The following is a 26,457-nucleotide window of genomic DNA, read 5'->3' on the forward strand; positions in this document are numbered from 1 at the left end:
CGTTGTCGGGCTTATAGATGACGTTTGCTTTTGCGTCAACTTGGAATCTACGCGATTTTGCCCTTACCGGTTTTTGAAATCCGGCGTGCGTTTTTCCGCAAAGGCGTTCATTCCCTCGCGTTGATCCTCAAGCGCGAACATGGAATGAAACACACGCCGTTCGAACCTTAAGCCTTCTGCGAGCGTCGTTTCATAGGCACGGTTAATGGTCTCCTTGGTCATCATGACGACGGGCAAGGAGAAAGATGCAATTTTCCCTGCGGCCTTCATGGCTTCGTCGATCAGTTCACCAGCGGGCACCACACGCGAGACCAACCCGCTGCGCTCTGCCTCGTTGGCATCCATCATGCGCCCGGTCAGACACATGTCCATGGATTTTGACTTGCCAACAAAACGGGTGAGTCGCTGCGAACCACCCATGCCGGGCATGACGCCGAGTGTGATTTCCGGTTGGCCGAATTTTGCGCTATCGGCGGCAATAATAAAATCGCACATCATGGCGAGCTCGCAACCGCCCCCGAGCGCATAGCCGGCGACGGCGGCGATCAGTGGCTTGCGCAACCGCGTCACCCGTTCCCATTCGCTGAAATAATCGCCAAGATAGGCGTCGGCGAACTCCAGCGTTTGCATCTCCTTTATATCTGCGCCCGCTGCAAAGGCCTTTTCCGAACCGGTGAGCACTATGGCGCCGACGGTATTGTCCTTGTCAAAAGCCTCAAGCGCTTCGGCAAGTTCGGCCAACAACGCTGAGTTCAAGGCGTTGAGCGCTTTGGGGCGATTGAGTTGAATGAATCCCACCTTTTCGCGCGTCTCGACGATGATATTTTCGTAAGCCATCCGAACTCCTCCAAATCATTGCTGACAGACGGGACAATAAAACGTTGAACGCCCACTCTGAACCATGCGCGCCACCGTGCCATGGCAGCCCTTGCGCGGGCAAGGCTGACCTTCCCGGTCATAGACGGAAAAGGAATGCTGGAAGTAGCCGAGCGCGCCGTCGGCTTGCCGATAATCCTTGAGGCTCGATCCACCCGCCTTGATCGCGTCGCCGATGACAGAGCGAATCGAAGTGGCAAGCCGCCTCGACATGTCCGTGGCGATGCCGTCCTTGCCTGATATGCTCCCGGCTGCACGCGACGGCGAAAGTTCAGCCCGCCACAGGGCCTCACAGACATATATATTGCCGAGACCGGCTATGAGCTTCTGATCGAGTAGTGCGGCTTTCAATGGAGCGGCCTTGTTTGCAAATAACTTCGCCAGAAGCGACCCGTCCAGACGGTTGCCCGTAGGTTCGGTGCCGAGATCCTTGATTAGCGGATGCGCATTGAGCTTGCCGGGTTCGGAGAACAACATAAACCCGAAGCGTCGCGGGTCGTTGTAGATGATGCGTCGCTTGCCGTCTTTCGTGTCCAGGTGCAGCACGACATGATCGTGTGCAACGCTTTTCGATCGGTCATGATGAAAGACACCGGGCATATCACTACCGTCTTCGTGTTCAATACGGTAGGAGCCGGACATGCCGAGATGGCTGATCAGGCCAAGGCCGTCATCGAGATGCGCAATCAGATATTTGGCGCGTCGTTCGAGCGCCACGATGTGACGACCTGTCAGCCGCTTGGCAAACTGTTCGGGGAAAGGAAAGCGCAGATCGGGACGATTTTGATCGACGGCAAGGATCGTCGAGCCCTCCATGACCGGCTGCAGTCCACGTTTGACCGTCTCAACTTCTGGTAGCTCAGGCATTTGGAGACAGGTCTCCGGTTCCCTTCAGGAAACTCTTGCCATGCAAGCCCGGCGCGATACCAAGATGGGCGGCGACCGTTTCTCCAATATCGGCGAAGGTTGGGCGAATACCGAATGAGGCGTGGGGAAGGTCTGGACCGTAGCAGAGGACAGGCACACGTTCGCGCGTATGATCAGTTCCCTTGTAGGTTGGGTCGCAGCCGTGATCTGCAGTGAGAACGATAAGATCGCCCGGACGCAGTTTGGCCAATGCCTCCGGCAGCCGCCGGTCGAAGGCTTCCAGCGCGGCCGCGTATCCGGGCACGTCACGCCTATGGCCATAGAGCATGTCGAAATCGACGAAATTGGTAAAGACCAGATCGCCGTCCTGGGCGTCGTCCATGGCGACCAGCGTTTCATCGAAGAGCGCCATATTGCCATTGGCCTTGCGCACCTGGCCAACACCCCGATGAGCATAGATATCACCGATCTTGCCGATGGCGATCACCATGCGGCCGGCGTCTGTCAGCCGGTCCAGCAGTGTCGGCTCCGGGGGCGGCACAGAATAATCGCGGCGATTGCCGGTTCGCGTGAAGGTTTCCCGGGTTTCGCCTATAAAAGGCCTTGCGATGACGCGGCCAATATTGAGCGGATCGACAAGCTCGCGAAGAATAGCGCAAAGTTCATAGAGCCGGTCCAAACCGAAATGCACCTCATGCGCGGCAATCTGGATGACGGAATCGGTCGATGTGTAGAACATGGGCTTGCCCGTGCGGATATGCTCCTCACCATATTCATCGATAATGTCCGTCCCGGACGCGTGCTTGTTGCCGAGGATTCCGGGAATGTGTGCACGGCGCATGGCATCTGCAACGAGACTGTCGGGAAATGTCGGGATTTTCTGGGGGAAATAGCCCCAGTTGAACGTAACCGGCACGCCGGCAATCTCCCAATGGCCGGACGGCGTGTCCTTGCCTCTGGATACTTCTTCCGCTGCACCCCAAAGTGCGGATGGAGCGAGCGGCTCCGAAGGGAACGGAAGATCTGACGCGAGATTGGCGGCGTGGAAGAGACCGAGTGCCTTCAGGTTCGGCAGGTGGAGTGGACCGGAACGCAGTCCGGCTCGATCGCCGGCCCCGGCTGCGCAGGCTTCGACAATATGACCGAATGTATTTGAACCTTCATCCCCGAACGCCTTTGCATCCGGCGCCCCGCCGATACCAAAGGAATCGAGTACAAAAAGGAAAGCGCGAGACATGCCTCACTCCGAAAAGGTTGTTCCCCACAGATAGGTGAAACTTTGCGTAATGACAAATGTCTGCGGCTTGTGGACAACTAGCAGTCAGAACAGGTGACCGATGTACCTTGCCGGATGCGTCCGTATGAGATCTTTGACATGGTTATCCCGGTCGCCGAAGTGCCGTTTGCTGTCGTGATTACATTTTTCATGTAGAATGCCATGAGCGGCACATAGCCTATCGACGTCTCGACCCGGATCACCGACGTGCTGGGCACCAGAAGATTCGCATCAAGAGCGACTGCACTCCCGGCCACATAGGGTTTCGAGTAGATAAGATTGACCTTGCGCCTTGACCACGCAACCGTCGCGACGTTGGCTGCAGATATGTCGATGGCGGTGATGGTGATCTGCGGCGTGTCGCGCGTATAGGGCAGAAGCGTCGCCGTTCCGATATCCATGATATCCTTGATATTCGCTTTGGTGATGGTCTGTTGCTGGGTAACCAGATCTGCGACCATGCTGGTGGCACGGCCAAGGTTCTTGTTAACGTCGAGTCCCGCTGTAGCCTCCACGCTGCCCATATAGAGCGCAATCATGACAGGCGCGATCAGCGCGAATTCCAACGCCGCGACACCGCGACGATCTCCAAGAAAGCTGCTCATCCGTTTCAGCAACGAGACTGCGGTCGGTTTTTGTTTGTTATAGGCTTCCATGAGTCACACTTTCAGAAGAATGCAAGGAATGCTTGTTTGACGGTGCCGGTTCAGAGATAAGGCTCGTTTCTCCAGGTCGCGGATGAGAAAAGCAGTATCTTTCCTGTTCCGTCGATGGTGGCGATGCGCGGTTTCATGAGATCGGTAAAAATCGGCCAGCGATAAAAGACCCGCAGCTGGTTGATGGTGCTGGCGCCGCCCGGTGCGCTCGTGAATCCAGTTGAATTGACATCGCCGCCTGTCTTGAGCGGGATCGTTTTCGGAACGAGGGCGAAGGTGGTGTAGGTGCGCAAATCCACAACCAGGTCGGGACAGTTCGCTGCCGGCATCAGCAGTCTCGAGCAAACCATCTGCTTCAGCTGTGCCAGAGTGAGGGTCTTGATCTCACCGGTGCGCAACTGGCGTGCAATATCGTCCGTCGCGTTCGCCATGACTTGCTGGGCTGTAAAACTCAGGCTCACCTCAATCATAGCGAAGATCAGCAGGAAGAAGGGCAACGCTATCATCGCGAATTCGATTGCAACCGTTCCGCGCTTGTTAGCGAAGAACCGCGCCGCGGTAGACCGTCGCGTGCTCCTCTGCCGATCAGTTGCTTCGGCAGCGTGTCGATTTCCAAAGAGTTTATGGATTTTCCCGAACATGGTTTCCCCGCGCAATTAGCCCGAAGACAACTCTTACACGTCAGATATTAGAATCTCGTTTGGAGACAACGGCAAATTGCTGGCAATGGATTTACTTTTTCTCAACCCTATCCCGCGTCGAGCTAGCCGCCGCCGCCGATTTGCGCGTCGGATGCCTTCTCGGCATCGGTTTTCTGCGCGGTCTCGCAATAGGGCGTGCACGAAAGCGTCTGGACATAGGCCCGGCGATAGACGCGGGTCGTATTGGCGACACTACGGCTGACCATGACCTGGTCATCGACGATTGCAGCGCCGTCCGCATCGATGATGACGATATTGGTGATGCCAAAACCCTTGCCCGTCAGAACGACCGTACGCGAATCCTTGACCACCGCATCGGCAATCTCCGGGTCTCCAACGACCACCGTATCGGCTGGACGGGCGAGCTTGAGGATTCTTGCCTGATTCATCACGATGTGGATGCCGGTATCGGCCTGCGTTGCCGGCGCAACCGACAAAACTGCAGCCAGAGTCAGCACCGTTGTGAGGACACGGGAACGGATGCTTCGGCTTCTGACGTGAACCATAGGATAGCCCTTCGAAAATTGTTCGGTTAACCATGGCGGGGATTGGTGAAGGAAAGCTTAAATCTTCAAATAGATAATAAAAGTATATGCGAGGCAGCCGTTCCGCTGAGCCTTCGCCGACGAGACTCGCCAGGGCGGTTAAATTTGTGGGAACAGTATAGTTAGAATTTATACCAAATCGGACCGGTTTTTTTCATCCTCTGGTGACGTGATTTAAGGTTTCATGGTGGTTTACATTTTCGTAACGGTATTTCTTAAGCCGAATGCAATGAGCGGCACCTAATTTCCATGAGTATTCAGTGACGCCAGAGGCACGAGCGAGTTCGACATGAGACGACCCGTAAAGATCATCTTCGACGTCTTCGCCGATTTCTTGCGAGATAGATCGGGCACAACAGCCATCGAATACACGTTGATCGCCTCAATCATCAGCATAGGAATTATGGTTGGTGCAGGTACGCTCGGCACGTCGTTGAAGGATCTGTATGCGAGTTTCACCAATGACGTGACGGAAGCCGCCAACAGATGACCCGACAGGAATCGATCACTTTTTCGCCGGAACACAACCATGGTTGAAGCAGCTATACTCGTCATCTTTCCGTTTGCCATGGTGTTTGCCGCCACATCCGACCTGTTGTCGATGACCATACAGAACAGGGTTCCACTTATTCTGATAGGATCCTTCATCGTCCTTGCACCTTTGACCGGCATGGCCTGGGATGTCTATGGGATGCACTTTGTTGCGGCTGTGACAGTGCTTGCAGCCACTTTTGCCTTGTTTGCCACGGGAACAATGGGGGGCGGTGACGCGAAGCTCATGGCCGCCACGTCGCTCTGGTTGGGCTGGAATTTGGAACTGGTGCAGTACTTGGTAACGCTATCGCTGTTTGGCGGGATGTTGACCATGTTGATCCTGCATTACCGCGGCTCGTTTGTTGCACGGGTATATACGGAGCGGTTTGAATTCATGCGTCGCCTCGCACAAAAAGGAGAAGGCGTGCCTTATGGAATAGCGCTCGGATTGGCCGGACTACTGGCCTTTCCATCGTCACCCCTCGGCGTGTGGGTTATCGATCGTCTTGCTCATAGTTGAGTAATGTTTGGGATTGATCCCGAAGCGCAGTCTCCGCGCCAAGCAATAGCTTAAATAGTAAACGTTAAGCGCCGTTAATCATACTTTTAAGCAATACGTTAACCTTAATTACACGATTAACACGTCAATGTGCGACCAAAGTATCTAAGACGAAAGTCTAGTGGGGCACATCAATGCAAAAAGCTCGTCTGGTCATATTAGTCGTAGCGGTCGCTGCTGCCGGTGCGGCTGGCTACATCGCCACGCATATGAAGCCCAATGTTACTGTTGTCGCCGATGCCGGTCCGCAGATCAAGCTGCAGGACGTTCTGGTCGCCACCGAAAATCTCGGCGTCGGTGCCGAGGTGCAAGGGCAAATGCGTTGGCAGCAATGGCCAGAGGAAGCGGTCGCTGATGGATACATCAAACGTTCCGAACGACCCAATGCGGAAGAAGAACTGAAAGGTTCAACAGTCCGCTTGCAGATCTTCCCCGGAGAGCCGATCCGTGAAGCCAAATTGATCGGCAAGGGCCAGAGCTTCATGTCCGCACAGCTCCCGGCAGGCATGCGCGCCGTTGCGACACAGATTGCAGCCGAGACCAGCGCTGGCGGGTTTATCCTGCCGGATGACTACGTCGATGTAATCATGATCCGGCAGATGGAAGGCGAGCAGAAGCAGTACGCCACGGAAACCATTCTCAGCAACATTCGCGTGTTGGCGATCGATCAAACAATTCAAGAGGACGAAAAGGGTGACAAGACCAAGGTTGGTTCCACTGCCACGCTCGAACTCACGCCGGAGCAAGCTGAAATTCTGACCGTAGCTCAGCAGATGGCCGCTCGTCTGTCGCTGGTTCTGCGCTCCGTACAGGACGCGCAGGAACAGACGGGACCCGGCGCCGAATATCTCGTCAACTCACCCGGCAGGGCAGGCAACGTGAAGTTGATCAAGTCCGGGACCGTGACCGAAATCCTGGGGCGGAAATAATAAAATGGGAAGCGAGACAAAGATGATCAAATACGGTTTCCGGCTTCCATCGATGGCAATGGCTGTTGCCCTTGGCTGCGCTCTCGCGGTTCCTGCAATACAAAGCACGGCGATTGCCGAAAGCAATGTCGTAAGGCTCAACCAGGGCCAGGGCATGAACAAGCGCATCAATCTTGGCCTGAACAAATCCCTGGTCGTCGATCTTCCAGCGGACGCCTATGATATCCTCGTGGCCAATCCGAGCGTTGCCGATGCCGTGACCCGCACGGCACGCCGCATTTATCTCTTTGGCAAGCAGGTCGGGCAAACGAACATTTTCGTTTTTGGGCCAAATGGCGAGCAACTCGCCAGCTTCGATCTGATGATCGAACGCGATGTCGCCGGTCTTGAAGACGCTTTGAAAAAATATATTCCGGACTCGAACATCAAAGTCGAGCTGATGAATGACAACGTCATTCTGACAGGATCAGTGCAGACGCCGCTCGATGCGAAGAGAGCTACTGATCTTGCCACATTGCTCGTTTCAGGCGGTGAGGCAACGACGGGACAATATCAGCAGACTGCCGTGAGCGGCGGAGCTGGTGGCACCAGTGTCGTCATCGGCGACCAGGATGAGGCGCGTCAGAAGAGCAAGATCGTGAACCTCATTCAAATCGCGGGTGAAGATCAAGTCACGCTGAAGGTGACAGTGGCGGAAGTCAGCCGGACAGTGATGAAGCAGCTCGGCGTCAATTTGATTGCGTCCAGCAACAGCGGCAACGGAATAAGCTTTGCGAGCGAAAACCTCACAGGCTTAGGGACGCCACTCTCTAATTCACATCTCGGTGCAATAGGTTCGATCGGAAACACCACGATTGCTGCGTATCTGAATGCAATGGAACTGGCTGGTGTCATGAAGACATTGGCCGAACCCTCCCTGACAGCAATTTCCGGCGAGAAGGCAACGTTCAAGGTAGGCGGCGAATACAATATCTTCACGGGTCAGCAAGTCACCGAAGACGAAAACGGCAACTCGGTAACCACGGACCACAAGACCGTAGATTACGGCATTGGTCTTGAGTTCGTGCCGGTCGTTCTCTCTCCGGGCCGGATCAGCCTCAAAGTTCGCACGTCCGTTTCCGAGCCTACCCTGGAAGGCTCACTCAAAGCGCCGGGTGTTACCGGCCGGGGAGCACCGAACATCCTCTCCATACGCAAGCGTCTTGCAGATACTACGGTCGAATTGCCATCGGGCGGATCGATGATGATTGCCGGCCTGATGCGTGACGACACGCGGCAAGCTATTTCCGGCCTCCCGGGCCTCTCGAAGGTGCCTATCCTCGGTACATTGTTCCGCAGTCGCGATTTCGTCAGGAACGAAAGCGAACTCGTGATCATCATCACGCCATACCTCGTCCGCCCGGTCGCACGCACTGCACTGGCACGCCCTGACGACAATCTGAACGCGGCCAGCGATGCTGCCGGGATATTCCTCGGCAAGGTCAATCGCGTCTACGGCACCAAGGAAGCAAGTCTGCCTGCAGGTCGCTACGAAGGCACCGTCGGGTACATCTACAAATGAACGAGGAACGGATCATGTCGAACGTGAACAAAAAACTCCGCATGAAGCCGGTCCTGGCATTGCTGGCCGTAACCCTGCTTGCAGGATGCGCCCAGCAACGCGATGTGACGGGAAGCATTCCGGATGATTACCGGACCAATCATCCGATCGTCATTTCAGAGAAAGAGCAGGTCGCCGACATACCGGTTGGCCACGCCGATACTAAACTTTCGATAACCCAGCGTAGCATTGTCGATCATGCTGCAGCCAACTACCGGGCAAACGGATCCGGCGTTATCCACATTCTCATTCCCGACGGTTCGCCCAATGAACGTGCTGCAGCGAGGTTGCGCGGGGATATCGCCGCGACGTTGCGGAGGAATGGCGTGAAGCCCTTCAATATCTCCAGTGAACGTTATCGGGCTGGTCCAGAAGAATCCGCTCCGATCAGGCTGTCCTTTTCGGCCATGACAGCATCGACCAATACGTGCGGCCAATGGCCAAAGGACCTTCTCGAGACAGCCGAGAACAAACACTACGCCAATTTCGGTTGCGCCAGTCAAAATAACTTTGCCGCACAACTTGCCAATCCGGCCGATTTGCTCGGACCGCGCGCAACCTCTCCGATCGATGCGGAACGGCGAATTGTCATAATCGATGATTACCGCAATGCCCCCACGCCCGTATCGTCCTCGGCACAGGAAGTTGAGTACTAGGCTTGGTCTTGAGCAACCAACTCTCTTTGAAAAGCGGAATGCTAAAATGAGTCAAGTGGCCTTCGAAACAGAAAACCCGCCAGGAGATGGTGGCGAGCGATCGCCCGGTATAGGCTTGCACGCGCACCGGCCGATACCCCGCATATCGATTCAGGCATTTTGCGAAAGCGATGGCGTTGCGAAGCAGATAGCTCGTGCCAGCGAAGACCGGCGCATGGCCAAAACCCACGTTCAGGTCCATATGGGCGGCGTAGATACTGCCGTTGAACTGTTCCAGACCGTGCCGACACCCAATCTCATTCTGCTTGAGACGTCGGCGGCCCCGCGCGACATGCTGCAGAATTTGGCGGCTTTATCCGAGGTGTGCGACCCTTCGACCAAGGTCGTGATCATCGGACATTTCAATGATGTCTGGCTCTACCGCGAACTGATCCGCAACGGCATATCGGAATATATGGTTGCCCCGATCGATCTGTCGGAGATTGTCGGCGTCATAGGCGGCCTGTTCGTCGATCCGGAAGCAAAGCCGCTCGGCCATTCGATTGCCTTCATTGGCGCCAAAGGCGGTGTCGGCGCTTCCACAATGGCGCACAATATTGCCTGGGCCATCTCGTCGCTCTTCAAGAATGAGGTGGTTATCGCCGACATGGATCTGCCTTATGGCACGGCGAATATCAACTTCGACCAGGACCCGGCGCAGGGAATTGCCGAAGCGGTCTTTTCGCCGGAACGCATTGACGATGTCTATCTCGACCGTCTGTTGGCACAATGCGCTGAACATCTCTCGCTGCTTGCGGCCCCATCGACGCTTGATCGCGTTTTTGATTTCCGCGACGATTCTTTTGCACACCTGATAGACGTGGCGCAGAGATCCGTTCCCCACGTCGTTCTGGACGTGCCGCACACGTGGAATGGCTGGACGCGCACAACGCTGGCCCGGGCCGATGAAGTCGTTATCGTTGCGTCACCGGAATTGGCAAATCTGCGCAATACAAAAAACCTGCTCGACACCCTGAAGCAACTTCGCCCCAATGACGCCCCGCCACGACTGATCCTCAACCAGGTCGGCGTGCCCAAACGCCCTGAAATTGCCCCCCTCGATTTCTGCAGTCCGCTTGGAATTCTACCGATCGCCAAGATCCCCTTCGAGCCTGCACTGTTCGGGAGCGCGGCGAACAATGGCCGGATGTTGGCGGAAACGGATGGGGCTAATCCCATTGTTCAAAGCATTAACGAAATCGCGCATATCCTGACTGGTCGCATGACACTGAAACCCAAGAAGAAGCCCGGATTGTCGTCGGTACTCTCCCGGTTGAAGCGAAAGAAACAGTAAAGAGAAATCATGTTCGGTAAACGCGGTAATCCCCAATCAGGCGGGGCCGGTGGAAGCCAGGTTCAGGAGTTCCGGGCGCCAGCTCTGGAGACGGCGCTACCTCTTGGCGGAGGCGTCATCGCGCCGGCCGGACTGCCGCGGGATATATTGGAGCCCAAGCGTTCGCCCGTTGAAACGCCGAAGCCTGTCGTGCCGTTGCGCGAGAAAAACGAAGCTTATTACGATACGAAGTCGCAGGTTTTCGCCGCTCTGATCGATACGATCGACCTCGCGCAATTGTCGAAACTCGACCCGGAAGTGGCACGCGAAGAAATCCGCGATATCGTCAACGACATCATCGCGATCAAGAATTTCGCCATGTCAATCTCGGAGCAGGAAGAGCTGCTCGACGATATCTGCAATGACGTTTTGGGCTATGGCCCACTGGAGCCTTTACTGGCGCGCGATGACATTGCCGACATCATGGTCAATGGCGCGCGCAAGACGTACATCGAAGTACTCGGCAAGGTACAGGAATCCGGTGTTCGTTTCCGCGACAACCAGCAGCTACTCAACATCTGCCAGCGCATAGTCAGCCAGGTTGGAAGGCGCGTCGACGAGTCCAGTCCCATCTGTGACGCACGTCTACCCGATGGCTCGCGTGTCAATGTTATCGCACCGCCGCTTGCGATCGACGGACCGGTCTTGACCATTCGTAAATTCAAGAAGGACAAGCTGACACTAGACCAGCTTGTCCGTTTCGGCGCCATTTCTCCTGCCGGCGCCGAACTCCTGCAAATCATTGGCCGCGTTCGTTGCAATATCGTCATCTCCGGAGGTACCGGCTCTGGCAAGACGACGCTCCTTAACTGCTTGACCAATTATATCGACAAGGATGAGCGCATCATCACTTGCGAAGATTCTGCGGAACTCCAGCTTCAGCAGCCGCATGTGGTGCGGCTTGAAACAAGGCCGGCGAACCTCGAAGGTGAGGGCGAGGTCACCATGCGTGATCTCGTCAAGAACTGCCTACGTATGCGCCCTGAACGGATCATCGTCGGCGAAGTGCGCGGACCCGAAGTCTTCGATCTGCTTTCTGCGATGAACACCGGCCACGATGGTTCCATGGGCACGATCCACTCGAACAGCCCGAGGGAGTGTCTCAGCCGTATGGAATCCATGATTGCCATGGGCGGTTTTGCCTTGCCGCAAAAGACCGTGCGCGAAATCATCGTCGGTTCGGTGGACATCATCATTCAGGCGGCACGCCTTCGCGATGGTTCGCGGCGCATCACCCACATCACCGAGGTGATCGGCATGGAAGGCGAAGTTGTCATTACGCAGGACCTCGTCGTCTATGAAATCACCGGTGAGGACGCCAATGGCCGTCTCATCGGAAAGCACGTCTCCACGGGCATTGGCCGCCCGCACATGTGGGAGCGGGCGCGTTATTACAATGAGGACCGGCGGCTCGCCAATGCGCTCGATTCCATGGAAGCGGCGAAGCTATGATGGTGGCATCGGAGCGCAAAAATGTTCGGGCTTGACCTCGCGCAGCTGGGTTTCATCGTACTGGTTGTGCTCGCCGTCGCCGCATTGGCCTACGTATTCTTTTTTGATTCTATTGCGTGGCAGAAAAAGGCCGACGAACGACTGAAAGAGGTCAAGCTCGCCGCAACGGATAGCCTTGGCAAATTCACGATTCGCGACAAGCAGGCCGAGGCCGTCAAGCGTCGCAAGTCGGTTCACGATACGTTGAAGGATCTTGAACAGCGCCAGAAGCTGCGTGACAAGAATATCAAGTCGCCGCCGTTGAAAATGCTCATTCAGCAAGCGGGCATGAAGGTCACCATGCCGCGATTCTATCTCTATTCGGTTATTACAGGCATCGTGGTTACTGTGGTCGGCCTGATGTTCGGATCGCCGCTTTATCTTGCGCCGGGTTTATTCTTGGCGGGAGCCCTTGGCCTGCCGCGTTGGTTCGTCTATTTCCGCCGCCGCCGCCGCATCAAGGCTTTCCTGAACGAGTTCCCGAATGCCATCGATGTGATTGTCCGCGCCATCCGTTCGGGTCTTCCGTTGAACGATGGAATCCGGCTCATAGCGCACGAAGCGCAGGAGCCCGTGCGTGGAGAATTCCGCCGCATCGTCGATGCTCAACAGGTCGGTGTCAGTATCCCGGAAGGCGCTATGCGCATGTCCGAATTCATGCCCTGCTCAGAAGCCAGTTTCTTTGGCATCGTCATCCAGATACAGGCTCAGGCGGGCGGTAATCTTTCGGAAGCCTTGGGCAATCTGTCGCGTGTCTTGCGTGACCGGAAAAAGATGGCGGCCAAGGTTCAGGCGCTGTCCATGGAAGCAAAGGCTTCGGCCTATATCATCGGCGCACTGCCCTTTATCGTTGCCTTTTTGGTTTACCTGACAAGCCCGCAATACATCATGATTCTTTTCAATACCAACACCGGCAATTTCATTCTTGCTTGCGCCGGGACGTGGATGTCGATCGGCATCCTGGTGATGAAGAAGATGATCAACTTCAAATTCTAGCGAGAGATGCATGGTAAACGCCTTTGCTAAAGCCATCCAGGACCCGGCATTCATTTTCGCTATTCTGGTCGGGGTATCGATTTTCGCCACGCTCGTCACATTTCTCATGCCCATGCTGTCGGGGGCGGGGCTTAAAACGCGCATGAAATCGGTTGCTCTTGAGCGCGACCAGATCAGATCGCGCGAAAGGTCACGTCTTGCTTCGGAAAGCGATAGCAGACGTAAGAACGGCAAGTCCCTGCGGCTAACCGAACGGCAAGGCGTACGCCAGTTTGTTGAAAGATTGGATTTGCAACGGGCACTCGCTGACGAAAAGACGCTCGCCGCGCTGCGCATGGCCGGCTTTCGTGGACAGAACGCTCTCAATATCTTTCTGGCAGCACGTTTTGGCCTCCCGTTTATTACGCTCGCTCTCGCGGTTCTCTATGTTTTCGGCTTGGGCGGCCTTGCGGATAAATCGACGCTTATCCGGTTGGCGGCCTGCTTTGCCGGCGCGTATGTTGGCTTCTATCTGCCAAATCTCTATGTGAGAAATGTTGCTGGCAAGCGAAAGCAATCCATACAAATGGCATGGCCCGATGCTCTGGACCTGTTGTTGATCTGTGTGGAGTCGGGAATGTCGATCGAAGCCGCTTTCAAGAAGGTATCGGAAGAGATCGGCGTCCAGTCGGGCGAGCTGGCTGAGGAGCTGGTGCTGACAAATGCGGAACTTTCGTTCTTGCCGGAACGCCGCCAAGCCTATGACAATCTTGCGATCCGCACAGGGCTCGAAACCGTAAAGTCCGTGGTACAGGCGCTGGTTCAATCGGAGCGGTATGGTACGTCGATCGGCACCGCCTTGCGCGTTCTATCCGACGAGAGCCGCGAAATGCGTTTGATGGCGGCTGAGAAGAAGGCTGCAGCACTGCCGCCAAAACTGACAGTGCCGATGATCCTCTTTCTGCTTCCCGTGTTGTTCTGCGTCATCCTCGGACCCGCTGCCATTCAAATACAGGCTCAGGGTGGCATATTCGGCCCCGCAACGCCAAAATAAATACATCATCGTTCGGTCACGAAAAAAGCCGCCTGACTGGCGGCTTTGTCATTCTGTCGGACTGAACGATCAGCTCTTGGGCTGCTTCTTGTCTTTCAGCATGTTCCATGAATTTTGTTGCGACAATATCGACCGTAGATATTGCACATTGGTCTGTGCCTGTTGAGGCGAGAGTTCCTGTTTGGCGATATTCTCTGCCTCGTCAAAACGCCCTTGCAGCCCAACGACAAGCGCAAGGTTCTGCCGCACGCGGCTGTCAGAGCCCTTCGCATTCACGGCCTTGCGCATATATTGTTCGGCAGTGGCCAGTTCCCCCGAGAGGACGTAGGACATGCCCATGTTGGACAGGATCGAAGCTTCGTTTGGATTGATGATCAGTGCCTGCTTGTAGAGATCACGAGCTTCACCCGTCTTGCCCATTTGGTCGAGAATAGCGCCTTCCGCGGAGAGCAGTTTCCAATCCGGGTATTCAGGCGTCTGGGCGCGGCGCAGCGCGTCGAGAGCCGCGTCGAACTCGCCTGTGCTGGCGAGCGCCTTACCATAGGCGGCAAGCACCTGGCGATCTTTCGGGTAGGCAATGGCGAGGCTTCGCATCACGGCAAGAGCCTGGTCGCTGCGACCAGTCATGCGCAAGACAGTGGAAAAATTCAGCGCCGCAGATCTGTCTTTGGGATTTGCTTCGTAGCGCTTGCCGAGGCTGGACGAAGCCTGCATCAGTTGTTCCTGGTTCATCTGATCGAAATTGCCAGCGGGAAGCGTGTCGGTGGTAGTAGCGGCCGGGGTGATCGATCCTGTCGTCGTCTTGTCGGTGGTTGTGCAGCCGGAAATTCCGGAGGCCAACGCGACAATTGCAACAGCATAAATGAAGCGGCGATTACATTGAATAATGCCAACGCTTGTCATAGTTTGCCCCATCCGCAGCACAAATCACCTGTGCGTTAACCATTTCCTTGGCTTAGAAATATTCTGTTAACCCTAACGGACGGTTAATGACCTGAGGGCGCGGCACAAAAGTACGAGCGAAAAGAGAACGTTATGGCTAGTGATATCAAAGTTGGAACAGTGGCAGGCAGCAAGCCGATCTGGTTCGTGAAAAAAGGCGAATTGGAAGATGCCGGCCTCGATAGTACTGCCCTTGCATGGGCGAAAGCCAATGGGTTTGATGGCCAGGCTGCCCGTGTTCTTGTTGTTCCGGGGAAAAACGGAGCCGTTTCGGGTGCTCTGTTCGGCATTGGCAAGGACGACGTTCGGCTCGTTGCCGGCAAGCTGGCCAGTGCGTTGCCAAAAGGTGATTGGCACATTGCGAGCCGAGTGAGCGAGCCGGATCTCACTGCTTTGGCGTTTCTCCTCGGTGGTTACAAATTTACGCGCTACACGAAAAAAGAAGATGCCGAAGTCATGCTTTCGACACCCAAGGGCGTCGATGAGACGGATGTGAGACGGCTCGCCAAGGCCGTTATGCTGGCGCGGGATCTTATTAACACGCCGACCAACGATATGGGGCCCGTGGCGCTGGAAACAGCGGTGCGAAACGTTGCCGAGGAACACAAGGCAACGCTCAGCGTTATCAAGGGCGATGATCTATTGAAGAAGAATTTCCCCATGATCCACGCGGTCGGACGGGCAGGAAGCCAAGAACCTCGCCTGATCGATTTTGCATGGGGCAAGAAAAATGCACCAAAGGTGACACTGGTCGGCAAAGGCGTTTGCTTCGACACAGGCGGTTTGGATATAAAGCCTTCGAGCGGCATGCTCCTGATGAAAAAGGATATGGGCGGCGCGGCCAACGTGCTGGCGCTGGCTGTACTGATCATGGATGCAAGGCTGCCGGTCAGGTTGCGGGTACTGATACCGGCGGTCGAAAATTCGATTTCGGCCAATGCATTTCGCCCTGGAGATATATTGACCAGCCGCAAGGGCCTGACTGTCGAGATCGGAAATACCGATGCGGAAGGGCGTTTGATCCTAGCGGACGCACTCGCACTGGCCGATGATGACGAGCCGGAAATCCTCATCGATATGGCTACCCTGACGGGCGCAGCACGCGTCGCGCTGGGCCCGGAATTACCGCCATTCTACACCAATGATGATGGATTTGCTTCAGAGGTCGCAGCCTCCGCATACGCGGTTGCCGATCCCGTCTGGCGCATGCCCCTTTGGCAACCCTATGACGCTAAACTTTCATCCCGTGTCGCCGATCTCAACAATGTCACGTCCGATGGGTTTGCCGGATCGATCACTGCGGCGCTATTCCTGCAACGCTTCGTCGGCAAGGCGAAAATCTGGGCGCATTTCGATATTTTCGGCTGGAACCCGGTGGAGAAGCCGCACGCTCCGATTGGAGGCGAGGCCCAGGCTATCCGCGCGCTTTACCATCTTCTTAAAGAGCGTTACCCCAGCAAATGATTGGCTTGCGCGCCTTGATGCAACAGTTAGAATGGAACGGAGCCGAAATGATCGCGGGTAACGTTCATGAATATAGAGCTGAGACCGCTCCAGGCATTGACGTTGTGGAAGGAAATTGCGCTGACGGAAGTGCGCGACGATGCCCACGATCTCACGATGCGGCAGCTGGCTGTGCTTCTTACGGTCTACCTGGAACCGCCGCCGCACACGATACGGGGGATGGCGGCAAAGCTCGGCGTAACAAAACCCGTCATCACGCGCGCTCTCGACACAATGGGATCCTACGGTTTGGTCGATCGACACCGCGATGAGAAGGACAAGCGCAATGTTCTCGTCAAGAGAACGGTAAAAGGTGCGCTGTATGTTGAACGGCTCGGCGACCTGATTATCGCCAAAGCAAGAGGATTGCCGCTTTGAAAGCTGAAACTGTAAATCTCGACAAGCGGCTGAACGCATTCCGCCCCGATCTTGCCGACGAAAGCTTGCGCGGTCTGGTTGAAGCAGAGCGGTTCACCACCGGCATGCCGATGCGCATCGCCGATCCAGTGGTCGACGTGCGCTCCGAACCGCGAGGCGACGCCGGTATCACCACACAGTTTCTCTACGGCGACGATGTACTCGTCTTCGAAGACGACAATGGCTGGTGCTGGGTCCAGAACGAGCGCGATGGCTATGTCGGCTATGTGGTGGATACGACGCTGGATCTGCGCACGGATGAACCGACCCATATCGTCATCGCACCACGGACCTTTGTATATCCGGGTTCGGACCTGAAGTTCCCACAGACCAAGGCGCTGTCGATGGGGTCGCTGGTTACGGTAACCGGCGGGCAGGAGAGGCGCGGCACGCTCTATGCCATGCTGCCGAGCGGCGAGGCGATCATCGCCAAACATCTCGTGCCCATAGACGAGGTGACAGATGATCACGTCGCCGTCGCGGAAACGCTTATGCACACGCCCTATCTCTGGGGCGGCGTTTCGGGATTTGGCATTGATTGTTCAGGCCTGATCCAGCTTTCACTGCTGATGACCGGCCAGGGCGTGTTGCGCGATTCCGATATGCAGGCAGCTTCGATCGGCGAGTTGATCGAACCGGATAAAGACTATCATAATCTGCAGCGCGGCGACTTCTTGTTCTGGACTGGCCACGCCGCGATGATGGCGAGTCACTCCATGGTGCTACACGCGAGTGGCCATACGATGAGTGTTACCCTCGAACCGTTGCGCGAGGCCATCGAACGCATCGCATATCTCTACGGCAAGCCGACGGCGGTGCGCCGGCTTTAGTCTGATCTCTCTCAAGGGGAGAGATAATCGGCATCTAATATTGCGCGGTCTTGTCCACGATATTTTTGAGCGGTTCGCCACGCTCATAAGACTCAAGCTGCGCTATGACTTCCGGAACCAACGCTTGGGGGCTGGAACTTGCAGCTGCATGCGGCGTGATGACGACCTGCGGATGTGCCCACAGCGGGCTACCCTTAGGCAATGGCTCGGTTTTGAACACGTCGAGCGTCACAGCTGACAGCATGCCTCGATCAAGCGCGGCAAGGATATCGGGTTCGTTCTGCAAGCCGCCGCGACCGGCGTTGATCAATACCGGCGCACCAAGCGGACCCTCGGCCTTCATCTGTGCGAACATGCTCATCGACAAAATCCCTTTAGTCTCTGGCGTCAAAGGCAGCAGACAAACCACGATGTCCACATCCTTGAGGAAATCCTTCAGTCCATCCTTGCCGAAGTGGCTCGTGACGCCCTCGATGGTTTGCAGGCGGCGGCTCCATCCGCTGACGCGGAAGCCGAGATTGCGCAATTTCTGCGCAGCATCACGTCCAAGCACACCGAGGCCGAGAATGCCAACCGTCACTTCATGTGCAGCGGGCTGGCGTCGATCCTCATGCCAGACCTTCTGGGTCTGCTGCTGGCGATAGCGGAGGCCGAGCCTGTGATGGTCGAGCACCTGCCATACGACATATTCGCTCATGCGCATGGTGAGGTCCGGCGAAACGATGCGCACGATGGGAACATCCGGAATCTGGTGATCATGGAAGATATGATCGACACCGGCGCCGAGCGAGAAGATGACCTCAAGATTAGGCAGGTCCATAAGAGATCCCGGCCGCTGTTTCCACACCAACGCGTAACGAATCTTGTCCTTGGCCGTGTCGGCATCGAGCACAAGCTTGCGCACTGGCGCGGCCTTGGCAAATTCGGTTTGCCAGACATCCGGGTCCCAGCCCGTCACCGCCAACAAGATTGTGTCATCCGCATTCCCAGTCATTCGCTCACCGCTCCCTGTTCGGCCGTTTCTATCCTGAAGGCCGCAGCCATCAGGGCTTTTGTATAATCGCTCTTGGGCCGTGCGAAGATTTCCTCCGAAGGGCCATATTCCACTGCCTTCCCATTGCGCATCACCAGCACGTCATTGGCAAGTGCCTTGACCACCTTCAAGTCGTGGCTGATGAAAAGGTAAGCCAGATTATGCTTTTGCTGCAACGAGCGCAAAAGGTCGACGACCTGCGCTTGCACGCTCATGTCAAGCGCGGACGTCGGCTCATCGAGCATGACAAAACGCGGGTTGAGCACCATGGCGCGTGCGATTGCGATGCGTTGACGTTGACCACCGGAGAACTCGTGCGGGTAACGGAAACGGTTTTCCGGATCAAGATTGACTTCTTTAAGCGCGGCGACGACGCGCGCATCCCGTTCACCCACTGAAAGCTTCGGCTCATGCACCTGCAAACCTTCGGCAATAATGTCGGTAACCGACATGCGCGGAGAGAGAGAGCCGTAGGGATCCTGAAACACAATCTGCAGTTCGCGGCGCAGTGGCCGCATCTGTTTGAACGAATATTGGTTGATGTCCTTGGTCCCGAAACGGATTACGCCCTCGGACGAAATCATGCGCGACAGGGCGAGACCAAGCGTCGTCTTGCCCGAACCGGATTCGCCGACGACACCAAGCGTCTGCCCAGCCCGGATCGTGACGTCGATGCCATCGACCGCCTTCACGTAATCAACGGTTTTGCGCAGAAAGCCCTGTTTGATCGGGAACCAGACCTTGAGGTTCTCGCCGCGCATTACCGGTTCAGCCGAAAGGTCTGCAGATGGCGGATTGCCCTTCGGTTCTGCCGCGAGCAGATGCTTCGTATATTCGTGCTGCGGATTGTCGAATATCTGCTTCGTTGGACCGGTTTCGACGATCTTGCCGCCTGTCATCACGCAGACGCGGTCGGCTATTTTGCGCACAATGCCGAGGTCATGGGTGATGAAGAGCATCGACATGCCCTGTGCGGCTTTCAACTCCGCAAGCAGTTTCAGAATCTGCGCCTGCACTGTCACATCGAGCGCAGTGGTCGGCTCGTCGGCAATCAGCAGTTTCGGCTTGTTGGCAAGCGCCATGGCGATCATCACGCGCTGGCGCTGCCCGCCGGAAAGCTGGTGCGGGTAAGCGTTCATGCGTTTTTCCGGCTCGCGAATGCCAACTTCCTCCAGCAGTGCCAGAGTGCGCTGACGCGCCGCCTTGTCGCCCATGCCCTGATGCAACTTCAGCACTTCACTGATCTGCTTTTCAATCGGATGCAGCGGATTGAGCGAAGTCATCGGCTCCTGGAAGATCATGGTGATGTCATTGCCGCGGACTCGGCGCAGATCATTTTCATCCTTGTCCAGGAGGTCCTCACCATTGAACAGGATCTGGCCCGATGGATGTGATGCGGGCGGATAGGGCAGCAGCTTAAGGATCGACAGGGCAGTTACAGACTTACCGGAACCGGATTCTCCGACCAGCGCGACTGTCTCGCCCTGAGCGATATCGAAAGAGATGCGATCGACGGCAAGCGACTCTTTGCCGTTCTGGGTGAAGGCGACTGACAAATCGCGTACTGAAAGTAGAGCGTTCATTTGAAAGCCTTGCGCGGATCGAATGCGTCACGGGTCGCTTCACCGACGAAAATCAGCAGCGATAGCATCAGCGATATGACGATGAAACCGGTGAGGCCGAGCCATGGCGCTTGAAGATTGTTCTTACCTTGCGCCAGCAACTCGCCAAGCGATGGCGATCCCGGCGGAAGGCCAAAACCGAGGAAATCAAGCGATGTCAGCGTGGTGATCGATCCATTGAGAATGAAGGGGAGGAACGTCAAGGTGGTCACCATCGCGTTGGGCAGCAGATGCCGGAACATAATCGTGCGGTCGCGCACACCGAGCGCGCGAGCTGCATTGACGTATTCAAAATTGCGGGCGCGCAGGAATTCGGCCCGCACGATGCCGACGAAGCTCACCCACGAGAACAACAGCATGATGCAAAGTAGAATCCAGAAGCCCGGCGGCAGGATCGAGGCCATGATCAGAAGCAGATAAAGAGTTGGAACAGAGGACCAGATTTCGATAAAGCGCTGGGCGATAAGGTCGAGCCAGCCGCCGAAATAGCCTTGCAAGGCGCCGGCGGTAACGCCAATGACCGCCGAAGCGGCAGTCAGGATGAGGCCAAACAACACCGAGATGCGGAAGCCATAAAGCGCACGGGCGAAAACATCGCGTGCCTGATCGTCGGTGCCAAGAATGTTCAAATTGCCAAAGGTGCAGTTCGGATCGTTGACCCCTTGCGGATAACGGGCGCAGCGCTCTTCGGGCGTAAATAGCCAAAAGGGTTTGGAGGGTGCCGTATCGGGCAACTCATTGTTGACCGTGCGATAGGAATAGCGAACCGGCGGCCAAATCGCCCAGCCATTGGCATTGATTTCGTCCTGAATCACCGGATCACGATAGTCAGTAACCGCATAGAAGCCGCCGAACTTTTCCTCAGGGTAATCGACCAGAACCGGAAAGAGGATTTCGCCCTTGTAGGAGACGAGGATTGGCCTGTCGTTGGCAATGAACTCGGCGAACAGCGAGGCAATGAACAGGAACAGGAATATCCACAACGCCCACCAGCCGCGGCGGTTGGCCTTGAAATTCTGCCAGCGACGAGCGTTGAGCGGCGACAGGCGTGGACGCCGAACCGGGATGGCGGGGGCGCGTAAAACCTCGCTCGCCATCAGACATCCCTCCGTTCAAAATCGATCCGCGGATCGATCCACGTATAGAGAAGATCGGAGAGGAGACTGACGACGACGCCGACAAGTGCGAAGATATAGACGGTGGCAATCACTACCGGATAATCGCGGTTGATGATCGATTCATAGCCCAGCAACCCCAGGCCATCGAGCGAGAAAATCGCCTCGATCAAAAGCTGGCCCGTAAAGAAAATCGAAATGAAGGCGCTCGGAAAGCCGGAAATCACGATCAGCATAGCGTTGCGGAAGACGTGTCCGTAGAGGATTTTGCGCTCGCTGAGCCCCTTGGCGCGCGCTGTGGTTACATACTGCTTGCGAATCTCGTCGAGGAACGAATTCTTCGTGAGCAGTGTCGTCGTCGCGAAGGCGGAAAGCAGCATGGCGGTCAGCGGCAGCGCGAGATGCCATGCATAGTCGACGATCTTGCCGAAAAACGAGAGCTGCGAGAAATTGTTCGAGGTCAGCCCGCGCAACGGAAACCAGTCGAAGAACGAGCCACCTGCGAAGAACACGATCAGCATGATACCGAAGAGAAAGCCCGGGATCGCATAGCCAACGATGATGACACCGCTGGTCCAAATATCGAAGGTCGAGCCGTCCTTGATCGCCTTGCGTATGCCGAGTGGAATCGAGATCATATAGGAGAGGAGCGTCATCCACAGGCCAAGCGATATGGAGACAGGGAGCTTTTCCTTGATGAGATCAATGACACTGATATCGCGGAAATAGCTCTTGCCGAAATCGAAGCGCACATAATTCCACATGAGAAGACCGAAGCGCTCCAGCGGAGGCTTGTCGAGGCCGAATTGCTTTTCCAGACTGGCGATGAATGCCGGGTCGAGGCCCTGTGCACCGCGATATTTTGAATTGCCCTCGCCAAGGCCAAGCTGATCCTGGCTCTGGCCGAAATCCGCACCGCCGCCGCCGATGCGGTCCATGGCATTGCCGCCCTGGCCGGTAAGTTGTCCGATAATGCGCTGTACCGGGCCGCCTGGGACAAATTGTACGATGACGAAGCAGACAAGCAAAACCCCGAACAGTGTCGGAACCATCAAAACGAGACGGCGAAGGATATAGGCTCCCATCAGGAGCTCCCTCTCAACATCGCTAAAATATCAAATCTTGCCAATTGCCTTCGCCTTTGCTTCGTCGAGCCACCACAACGTCTCAACCGGAAAACCGTAATCGGGTTTCGGCTCCTTGAAGCCGAACATGTCCCAATAGGCGATCGGATGATTCGCTGCATACCAATTTGGAATCCAGTCGCGTCTTATACGCAAGAGTCGATCAAGAACACGCAAGATTGAAATCAATTCCGTACGGGAGTGCGCCTCGCTGACTTTCGCGATAAGCGCATCGATAACCGGGTCGGCAGTGCCGGGAAAATTCCACGAGCCGGGTATGCTGGCGGCCTTCGAGCCGAACATGATCTCCAGAGATTCACGCGTTGGGGTAGCATCGAGCATATAGGCGATGCCCATCATGTCGAAATCAAAATCCTGCAGGCGCAGTTGATATTGCGAGGGATCGACAAGGCGCAAAAAGGCATTGATGCCTATTGCCTTGAGATTGTTGATGAAGGGCGAATAGACTCGCGTGAAAACCTCGGCCTGAATAAGCATTTCAACGTTGAGCGGTTTGCCTCCAGCATCGACCAACTGATTGCCCTCTCGCTTGAAGCCGGCCTGGCCCAGAAGCTCGGAAGCGCGGCGCAAGTTCTTGCGGTCGCGGCCTGAACCGTCGGACGGCGCTTGCAATAGCGCCTCGTTGAAGATGGCTTCGGGTAACTTGTCCCGAAACGGCTCCATGAGTGCCAGTTCTTCTGGCGAAGGCTTTCCCGTGGCACGAAAATCCGACTGTTCGAACAGCGATTGTGAACGGTCGTAGCGACCATAGAACAGGTTTTTCTGTGTCCATTCGAAATCGAAACACAAGGCGATGGCTTCGCGAACACGTGGGTCGCGGAAATGTTCGCGGCGCTGGTTCAAGGCCCAGGCCTGCATTTGCGGGCGTTTTTCACCGGAAAAGTCCCGCTTGATAACGCGCTTTTGCTGGATTGCAGGAAAATCATATTCCGTCGCCCATGTCTTGGCGGTGGATTCCAGACGGAAGAAGATATCGCCTTTCTTGAAGGCTTCGAACTCCGGCTGGCGGTCGCGGTAGAAATCGATGCGGATCCGGCTGAAATGGTTGAAACCGCGCATGACCGGCAGGTCTCGTCCCCAATAGTCCTCGACGCGCTCATATTCGATGCGCTGGCCGACCGAAACGCTGCCAACCCGGTAAGGTCCCGAGGCCAGGGGCGACTCGAGCGTCGAGGCATCGAAATCGCGCGTGTCGTACCAGGTTTTTGAGAGAATTGGCATGATACTGGCGATGTCGAGAATGGCGCGGTCGGAATGCTTGCCGCTAAAGCTGATACGCAGGGTGTGATCGTCGACTGCGACGATCTCCTTCATCTCGGTCAGCAATAACAAAAGCGAAGGGTGCCCCTTCTTCTGTATCGTCTGATAGCTGAAAACCACATCATGCGCGGTGAGGGGCGAGCCATCGTGGAACCGGGCTTCGTGGCGTAGTTTGAAGGTGAATGTATTGCGGTCGCCGGAGACAGTCACTGTTTCCGCCACCAGCCCATATATGGAGTCTGGCTCGTCCAGTGCGGTTTCCATCAACGTATCAAAACATAGCTCCATGCGCGGCGGCGCATCGCCCTTGGGCGAGAAGCTGTTCAGCGTATTGAAGGTCTGCGTTGACTGGTTGAAAAACCAGCTCCATGGCGAGAAGGCGAAGGTGCCGCCTTTGGGGGCATCGGGACTGGCGTAGTCGAAATGTGTGAAATCCTTGGGATATTTCAGCTCGCCAAATGCTGAAAGCCCATGCAGAGGCACACCGGTCGCGACTTCCGACAGCGCAAGGCGCGGCGCCAATGCCGTCAGGATCGTCGCGCTTGATATTTTCAGAACATCGCGGCGGGTAGGTCGCGTCATTCGGCGCGCGCCTTCAGAGCCTGTTCCTTGGCAGTATCGATCCACCAGGAGAATGGGTCGATTCCCGTGTATTCGGGTTGCTTCTCCGGAATGCCGAACTTGTTCCAGTACGCAATTTTGATTCTGTCATCATACCATTGCGGAACCACGTAATAATTCCAGAGCAACACCCGGTCGAGCGCATGCGTCGCTGCAACAAGCTCATCACGATCCTTTGCGAAAATCACCCGATCGACCAGCTTGTCGACAGCCGGGTTCTTGATACCCATGTAATTACGGCTTCCCGGCGTGTCTGCTGCGGCCGAACTCCAGAAGTCGCGTTGCTCGTTGCCTGGCGACAGACTTTGGGCCATGACGACGTTTGGTGTGGTGATATCAAAATCGAAGTCGTTGAGCCGGGACGTGTATTGTGCGCTATCCACGACGCGAATCTGTGCGTCGATACCGAGCTTGCGCAGATTTGCCATGAACGGCCCGATAAAGCGCTCAGCTGATGGATCATCTGCCAGAAACTCGATGGTCAATGGCTGTCCCGTTTGGGTATTGACGAGCTTTCCATTCTTTTGGTCGTAACCGGCCGCTTTCAGAAGCTGAACGGCATGGCGCAGATTATCCCGCTGCGATTGCGGCGTGTCGTAGACCGGGAGCTTGAATTCCTTGGTGAAGACTCCTTCGGGCACTTGCCGCTTTACAGTCTCCAGGATTTCGAGCTCCTTGCCGCTCGGCAATCCGTTGGAAGCGAGCTCGGACCCGGCAAAATAGCTGTTAATGCGCTTGTACTGGCCAAAGAACAGGTTCTTGCTCATGCTTTCAAAATCGTAGGCCCAGTTCAAGGCCTCGCGTACTCTCGGGTCCTTGAACTTGTCGCGCCTCGTATTGATCAGGAATCCCTGCATGCGGCCCGATGAGCGGAGCGGAAACATCGCCTTGATAACGTCGCCACGCGCAACAGCCGGAAAATCATAACCGCGCATCCAGCGGCCAATGCTCGCTTCGCCTCGATAATCCTCAAAGCCGCCCTTCTTGAAGGCCTCCCAGGAGGCATTCTGGTCGCGAAAATATTCATAGCGGATATGGTCGAAATTATTGCGACCGACATTGACCGGGAGGTCTTTGCCCCAATAGTTTTCGACACGAGCCCAGACAATCGTTTTACCCGGAACGACGCTCTCGATCTTGTAGGCCGAGGATCCAAGCGGGATCTCCATTGTCGGCTTGGTAATATCGCGCTTCTTGCCGGAGGCGTCTGTCCCTTCCCACCAATGTTTGGGCAAGACGACAAGATCGCCCATGATATTCGGCAGTTCCCTGTTGCCGCCGCTGGTAAAAGTGAAGGTTACCTCGCCGTCGCCGGTTTTTTCGGCCTTTTCAACGTCGTGGTAATACTTGTTGTAAAGCGGGCTCTGCGCCTTCAAGACGTTGAAGGACCAGATCACGTCGTCGACTGTAATGGGCTCGCCATCGTGCCATTTCGCGGCGGGATTGAGCTTGAACTTGACCCAGGAAAAGTCGTCGGGATAAGCGAGGGATTGAGCGATCAGTGGGTAGTTTGTTCCGACCTGATCAAGGGATTGGCTCATCAGTGTATCGTAGAGTTGGCCGCCTCCCAATGCACCCAATCCTGAAGCGGGCGTACCCTGGACGACGTAAGGATTGAGGCTGTCGAAACTACCCTCGCTGGTCTGGTTGAGTGTTCCGCCCTTGGGTGCATCCGGATTGACATAATCATAGTGCTTGAAATCGGCGCCGTATTTCAGCTCGCCCAGAAGACTTGTCCCTGTCCGCCATTCCGGCTCTGCGGCTTGAGCTATCTGAACGGTGCCAGCGGTAGCGATGGCAAGGAGAGCGAGGCTGGCAACGAAGGGGCGAAATCGCAAATCAAATCTCCACAGGTTCTCTTTGCCGGTAGTCTAAGAG

General features: G+C 55.9%; 25 protein-coding genes. 12 read left to right on the top strand and 13 right to left on the bottom strand.

What is annotated here, in order from left to right; genetic code table 11:
- Positions 1-63: 63 nt before the first annotated feature.
- The 6 genes from PHA01_RS00150 to PHA01_RS00175 form a co-directional block, all read right to left on the bottom strand.
- On the bottom strand, positions 64-837 hold the full coding sequence (locus tag PHA01_RS00150; protein WP_271892433.1) for an enoyl-CoA hydratase: 774 nt from the start codon (positions 835-837) through the stop codon (positions 64-66).
- A gap of 15 nt (positions 838-852) precedes the next feature.
- A complete protein-coding gene (gene mutM, locus PHA01_RS00155) occupies positions 853-1,743 on the bottom strand; it encodes a bifunctional DNA-formamidopyrimidine glycosylase/DNA-(apurinic or apyrimidinic site) lyase (RefSeq protein WP_271892436.1) in 891 nt (296 codons plus the stop codon).
- Entirely contained in the window at positions 1,736-2,980 is a 1,245-nt protein-coding gene (locus PHA01_RS00160) for a phosphopentomutase (RefSeq protein WP_271892438.1), read from the bottom strand. Before PHA01_RS00160 ends, mutM begins: the two co-directional genes overlap by 8 nt.
- A 77-nt stretch (positions 2,981-3,057) precedes the next feature.
- Positions 3,058-3,675 (bottom strand): TadE/TadG family type IV pilus assembly protein, encoded by a 618-nt coding sequence (locus PHA01_RS00165; protein WP_271892440.1) that lies wholly within the window; start codon positions 3,673-3,675, stop codon positions 3,058-3,060.
- Positions 3,676-3,725: 50 nt separating this feature from the next.
- Complete coding sequence (locus PHA01_RS00170; RefSeq protein WP_417020882.1) at positions 3,726-4,316, bottom strand: TadE/TadG family type IV pilus assembly protein; 591 nt, start codon at positions 4,314-4,316, stop codon at positions 3,726-3,728.
- 122 nt (positions 4,317-4,438) lie between these two features.
- Positions 4,439-4,882 (bottom strand): pilus assembly protein N-terminal domain-containing protein, encoded by a 444-nt coding sequence (locus PHA01_RS00175; protein WP_271892441.1) that lies wholly within the window; start codon positions 4,880-4,882, stop codon positions 4,439-4,441.
- Between the two features lie 328 nt (positions 4,883-5,210).
- Between PHA01_RS00175 and PHA01_RS00180 the strand changes: the two genes are divergently transcribed.
- The 9 genes from PHA01_RS00180 (at position 5,211) to PHA01_RS00220 (ending at position 14,091) form a co-directional block, all read left to right on the top strand.
- Entirely contained in the window at positions 5,211-5,411 is a 201-nt protein-coding gene (locus PHA01_RS00180; protein WP_271892443.1) for a Flp family type IVb pilin, read from the top strand.
- A 39-nt stretch (positions 5,412-5,450) separates the two neighbouring features.
- Complete coding sequence (locus tag PHA01_RS00185; protein ID WP_271892445.1) at positions 5,451-5,975, top strand: A24 family peptidase; 525 nt, start codon at positions 5,451-5,453, stop codon at positions 5,973-5,975.
- 173 nt (positions 5,976-6,148) lie between these two features.
- Positions 6,149-6,943 (top strand): Flp pilus assembly protein CpaB, encoded by a 795-nt coding sequence (gene cpaB / locus PHA01_RS00190; protein ID WP_209998118.1) that lies wholly within the window; start codon positions 6,149-6,151, stop codon positions 6,941-6,943.
- Positions 6,944-6,947: 4 nt separating this feature from the next.
- Complete coding sequence (locus PHA01_RS00195) at positions 6,948-8,504, top strand: type II and III secretion system protein family protein (RefSeq protein WP_271892449.1); 1,557 nt, start codon at positions 6,948-6,950, stop codon at positions 8,502-8,504.
- Positions 8,505-8,518: 14 nt separating this feature from the next.
- The gene (locus tag PHA01_RS00200; protein WP_271892451.1) at positions 8,519-9,199 is read left to right on the top strand and encodes a CpaD family pilus assembly protein; all 681 of its coding nucleotides are present in this window, start codon (positions 8,519-8,521) and stop codon (positions 9,197-9,199) included.
- 46 nt (positions 9,200-9,245) lie between these two features.
- Positions 9,246-10,532 carry an AAA family ATPase gene (locus PHA01_RS00205; protein WP_271892453.1) on the top strand — a complete coding sequence of 429 codons (1,287 nt, stop codon included), beginning with the start codon at positions 9,246-9,248 and terminating at the stop codon, positions 10,530-10,532.
- A 9-nt stretch (positions 10,533-10,541) separates the two neighbouring features.
- Complete coding sequence (locus PHA01_RS00210; RefSeq protein WP_271892455.1) at positions 10,542-12,023, top strand: CpaF family protein; 1,482 nt, start codon at positions 10,542-10,544, stop codon at positions 12,021-12,023.
- A gap of 21 nt (positions 12,024-12,044) precedes the next feature.
- Complete coding sequence (locus PHA01_RS00215; RefSeq protein ID WP_271892457.1) at positions 12,045-13,058, top strand: type II secretion system F family protein; 1,014 nt, start codon at positions 12,045-12,047, stop codon at positions 13,056-13,058.
- 10 nt (positions 13,059-13,068) lie between these two features.
- Positions 13,069-14,091 (top strand): type II secretion system F family protein, encoded by a 1,023-nt coding sequence (locus PHA01_RS00220; protein WP_271892458.1) that lies wholly within the window; start codon positions 13,069-13,071, stop codon positions 14,089-14,091.
- Between the two features lie 69 nt (positions 14,092-14,160).
- On the opposite strand, the gene PHA01_RS00225 is transcribed toward PHA01_RS00220, so the two are convergent.
- Complete coding sequence (locus PHA01_RS00225; RefSeq protein WP_271892460.1) at positions 14,161-14,994, bottom strand: tetratricopeptide repeat protein; 834 nt, start codon at positions 14,992-14,994, stop codon at positions 14,161-14,163.
- A 132-nt stretch (positions 14,995-15,126) separates the two neighbouring features.
- On the opposite strand from PHA01_RS00225, the gene PHA01_RS00230 reads away from it, so the two are divergent.
- The 3 genes from PHA01_RS00230 to PHA01_RS00240 all read left to right on the top strand — a co-directional run bounded on the left by PHA01_RS00230 (position 15,127) and on the right by PHA01_RS00240 (position 17,783).
- Positions 15,127-16,497 carry a leucyl aminopeptidase family protein gene (locus tag PHA01_RS00230; RefSeq protein ID WP_271892462.1) on the top strand — a complete coding sequence of 457 codons (1,371 nt, stop codon included), beginning with the start codon at positions 15,127-15,129 and terminating at the stop codon, positions 16,495-16,497.
- Positions 16,498-16,563: 66 nt separating this feature from the next.
- Positions 16,564-16,914 (top strand): MarR family transcriptional regulator, encoded by a 351-nt coding sequence (locus tag PHA01_RS00235; protein ID WP_271892464.1) that lies wholly within the window; start codon positions 16,564-16,566, stop codon positions 16,912-16,914.
- Complete coding sequence (locus PHA01_RS00240; protein WP_271892466.1) at positions 16,911-17,783, top strand: C40 family peptidase; 873 nt, start codon at positions 16,911-16,913, stop codon at positions 17,781-17,783. Before PHA01_RS00235 ends, PHA01_RS00240 begins: the two co-directional genes overlap by 4 nt.
- A gap of 34 nt (positions 17,784-17,817) precedes the next feature.
- Here the strand turns inward: PHA01_RS00240 and PHA01_RS00245 are convergent, their stop codons facing one another.
- From PHA01_RS00245 to PHA01_RS00270, 6 genes are read right to left on the bottom strand one after another with little or no spacing between them, the layout of a single operon-like run.
- Entirely contained in the window at positions 17,818-18,777 is a 960-nt protein-coding gene (locus tag PHA01_RS00245) for a 2-hydroxyacid dehydrogenase (RefSeq protein ID WP_271892468.1), read from the bottom strand.
- On the bottom strand, positions 18,774-20,399 hold the full coding sequence (locus tag PHA01_RS00250; RefSeq protein ID WP_271892470.1) for an ABC transporter ATP-binding protein: 1,626 nt from the start codon (positions 20,397-20,399) through the stop codon (positions 18,774-18,776). Before PHA01_RS00250 ends, PHA01_RS00245 begins: the two co-directional genes overlap by 4 nt.
- Positions 20,396-21,535, bottom strand: coding sequence for an ABC transporter permease (locus PHA01_RS00255; RefSeq protein WP_271892472.1), 1,140 nt, complete (start codon positions 21,533-21,535; stop codon positions 20,396-20,398). The genes PHA01_RS00250 and PHA01_RS00255 overlap by 4 nt, the downstream gene beginning before the upstream one ends.
- Complete coding sequence (locus PHA01_RS00260; RefSeq protein WP_224513359.1) at positions 21,535-22,638, bottom strand: microcin C ABC transporter permease YejB; 1,104 nt, start codon at positions 22,636-22,638, stop codon at positions 21,535-21,537. Before PHA01_RS00260 ends, PHA01_RS00255 begins: the two co-directional genes overlap by 1 nt.
- Before the next feature lie 30 nt (positions 22,639-22,668).
- Positions 22,669-24,540, bottom strand: a complete 1,872-nt coding sequence (locus tag PHA01_RS00265) for an extracellular solute-binding protein (protein ID WP_271892477.1) — start codon at positions 24,538-24,540, stop codon at positions 22,669-22,671.
- Positions 24,537-26,417, bottom strand: a complete 1,881-nt coding sequence (locus PHA01_RS00270; protein ID WP_417020883.1) for an extracellular solute-binding protein — start codon at positions 26,415-26,417, stop codon at positions 24,537-24,539. The genes PHA01_RS00265 and PHA01_RS00270 overlap by 4 nt, the downstream gene beginning before the upstream one ends.
- Positions 26,418-26,457: the final 40 nt, after the last annotated feature.

It is taken from the genome of Candidatus Phyllobacterium onerii, from assembly GCF_028331445.1.
Lineage (GTDB): Bacteria > Pseudomonadota > Alphaproteobacteria > Rhizobiales > Rhizobiaceae > Phyllobacterium > Phyllobacterium onerii.

Excerpts from the sequence above, each read along its gene's own strand:
- PHA01_RS00180 (WP_271892443.1), top strand. The coding sequence starts at position 5,211 with ATGAGACGACCCGTAAAGATCATCTTCGACGTCTTCGCCGATTTCTTG.
- PHA01_RS00225 (WP_271892460.1), bottom strand. The coding sequence starts at position 14,994 with ATGACAAGCGTTGGCATTATTCAATGTAATCGCCGCTTCATTTATGCT.
- cpaB (WP_209998118.1), top strand. The coding sequence starts at position 6,149 with ATGCAAAAAGCTCGTCTGGTCATATTAGTCGTAGCGGTCGCTGCTGCC.
- PHA01_RS00230 (WP_271892462.1), top strand. The coding sequence starts at position 15,127 with ATGGCTAGTGATATCAAAGTTGGAACAGTGGCAGGCAGCAAGCCGATC.
- PHA01_RS00220 (WP_271892458.1), top strand. The coding sequence starts at position 13,069 with ATGGTAAACGCCTTTGCTAAAGCCATCCAGGACCCGGCATTCATTTTC.
- PHA01_RS00175 (WP_271892441.1), bottom strand. The coding sequence starts at position 4,882 with ATGGTTCACGTCAGAAGCCGAAGCATCCGTTCCCGTGTCCTCACAACG.
- PHA01_RS00185 (WP_271892445.1), top strand. The coding sequence starts at position 5,451 with ATGGTTGAAGCAGCTATACTCGTCATCTTTCCGTTTGCCATGGTGTTT.
- PHA01_RS00210 (WP_271892455.1), top strand. The coding sequence starts at position 10,542 with ATGTTCGGTAAACGCGGTAATCCCCAATCAGGCGGGGCCGGTGGAAGC.
- PHA01_RS00195 (WP_271892449.1), top strand. The coding sequence starts at position 6,948 with ATGGGAAGCGAGACAAAGATGATCAAATACGGTTTCCGGCTTCCATCG.
- PHA01_RS00160 (WP_271892438.1), bottom strand. The coding sequence starts at position 2,980 with ATGTCTCGCGCTTTCCTTTTTGTACTCGATTCCTTTGGTATCGGCGGG.
- PHA01_RS00150 (WP_271892433.1), bottom strand. The coding sequence starts at position 837 with ATGGCTTACGAAAATATCATCGTCGAGACGCGCGAAAAGGTGGGATTC.
- PHA01_RS00215 (WP_271892457.1), top strand. The coding sequence starts at position 12,045 with ATGTTCGGGCTTGACCTCGCGCAGCTGGGTTTCATCGTACTGGTTGTG.
- PHA01_RS00165 (WP_271892440.1), bottom strand. The coding sequence starts at position 3,675 with ATGGAAGCCTATAACAAACAAAAACCGACCGCAGTCTCGTTGCTGAAA.
- PHA01_RS00255 (WP_271892472.1), bottom strand. The coding sequence starts at position 21,535 with ATGGCGAGCGAGGTTTTACGCGCCCCCGCCATCCCGGTTCGGCGTCCA.
- PHA01_RS00235 (WP_271892464.1), top strand. The coding sequence starts at position 16,564 with ATGAATATAGAGCTGAGACCGCTCCAGGCATTGACGTTGTGGAAGGAA.
- PHA01_RS00245 (WP_271892468.1), bottom strand. The coding sequence starts at position 18,777 with ATGACTGGGAATGCGGATGACACAATCTTGTTGGCGGTGACGGGCTGG.
- PHA01_RS00170 (WP_417020882.1), bottom strand. The coding sequence starts at position 4,316 with ATGTTCGGGAAAATCCATAAACTCTTTGGAAATCGACACGCTGCCGAA.
- mutM (WP_271892436.1), bottom strand. The coding sequence starts at position 1,743 with ATGCCTGAGCTACCAGAAGTTGAGACGGTCAAACGTGGACTGCAGCCG.
- PHA01_RS00205 (WP_271892453.1), top strand. The coding sequence starts at position 9,246 with ATGAGTCAAGTGGCCTTCGAAACAGAAAACCCGCCAGGAGATGGTGGC.
- PHA01_RS00250 (WP_271892470.1), bottom strand. The coding sequence starts at position 20,399 with ATGAACGCTCTACTTTCAGTACGCGATTTGTCAGTCGCCTTCACCCAG.
- PHA01_RS00200 (WP_271892451.1), top strand. The coding sequence starts at position 8,519 with ATGTCGAACGTGAACAAAAAACTCCGCATGAAGCCGGTCCTGGCATTG.
- PHA01_RS00265 (WP_271892477.1), bottom strand. The coding sequence starts at position 24,540 with ATGACGCGACCTACCCGCCGCGATGTTCTGAAAATATCAAGCGCGACG.
- PHA01_RS00260 (WP_224513359.1), bottom strand. The coding sequence starts at position 22,638 with ATGGGAGCCTATATCCTTCGCCGTCTCGTTTTGATGGTTCCGACACTG.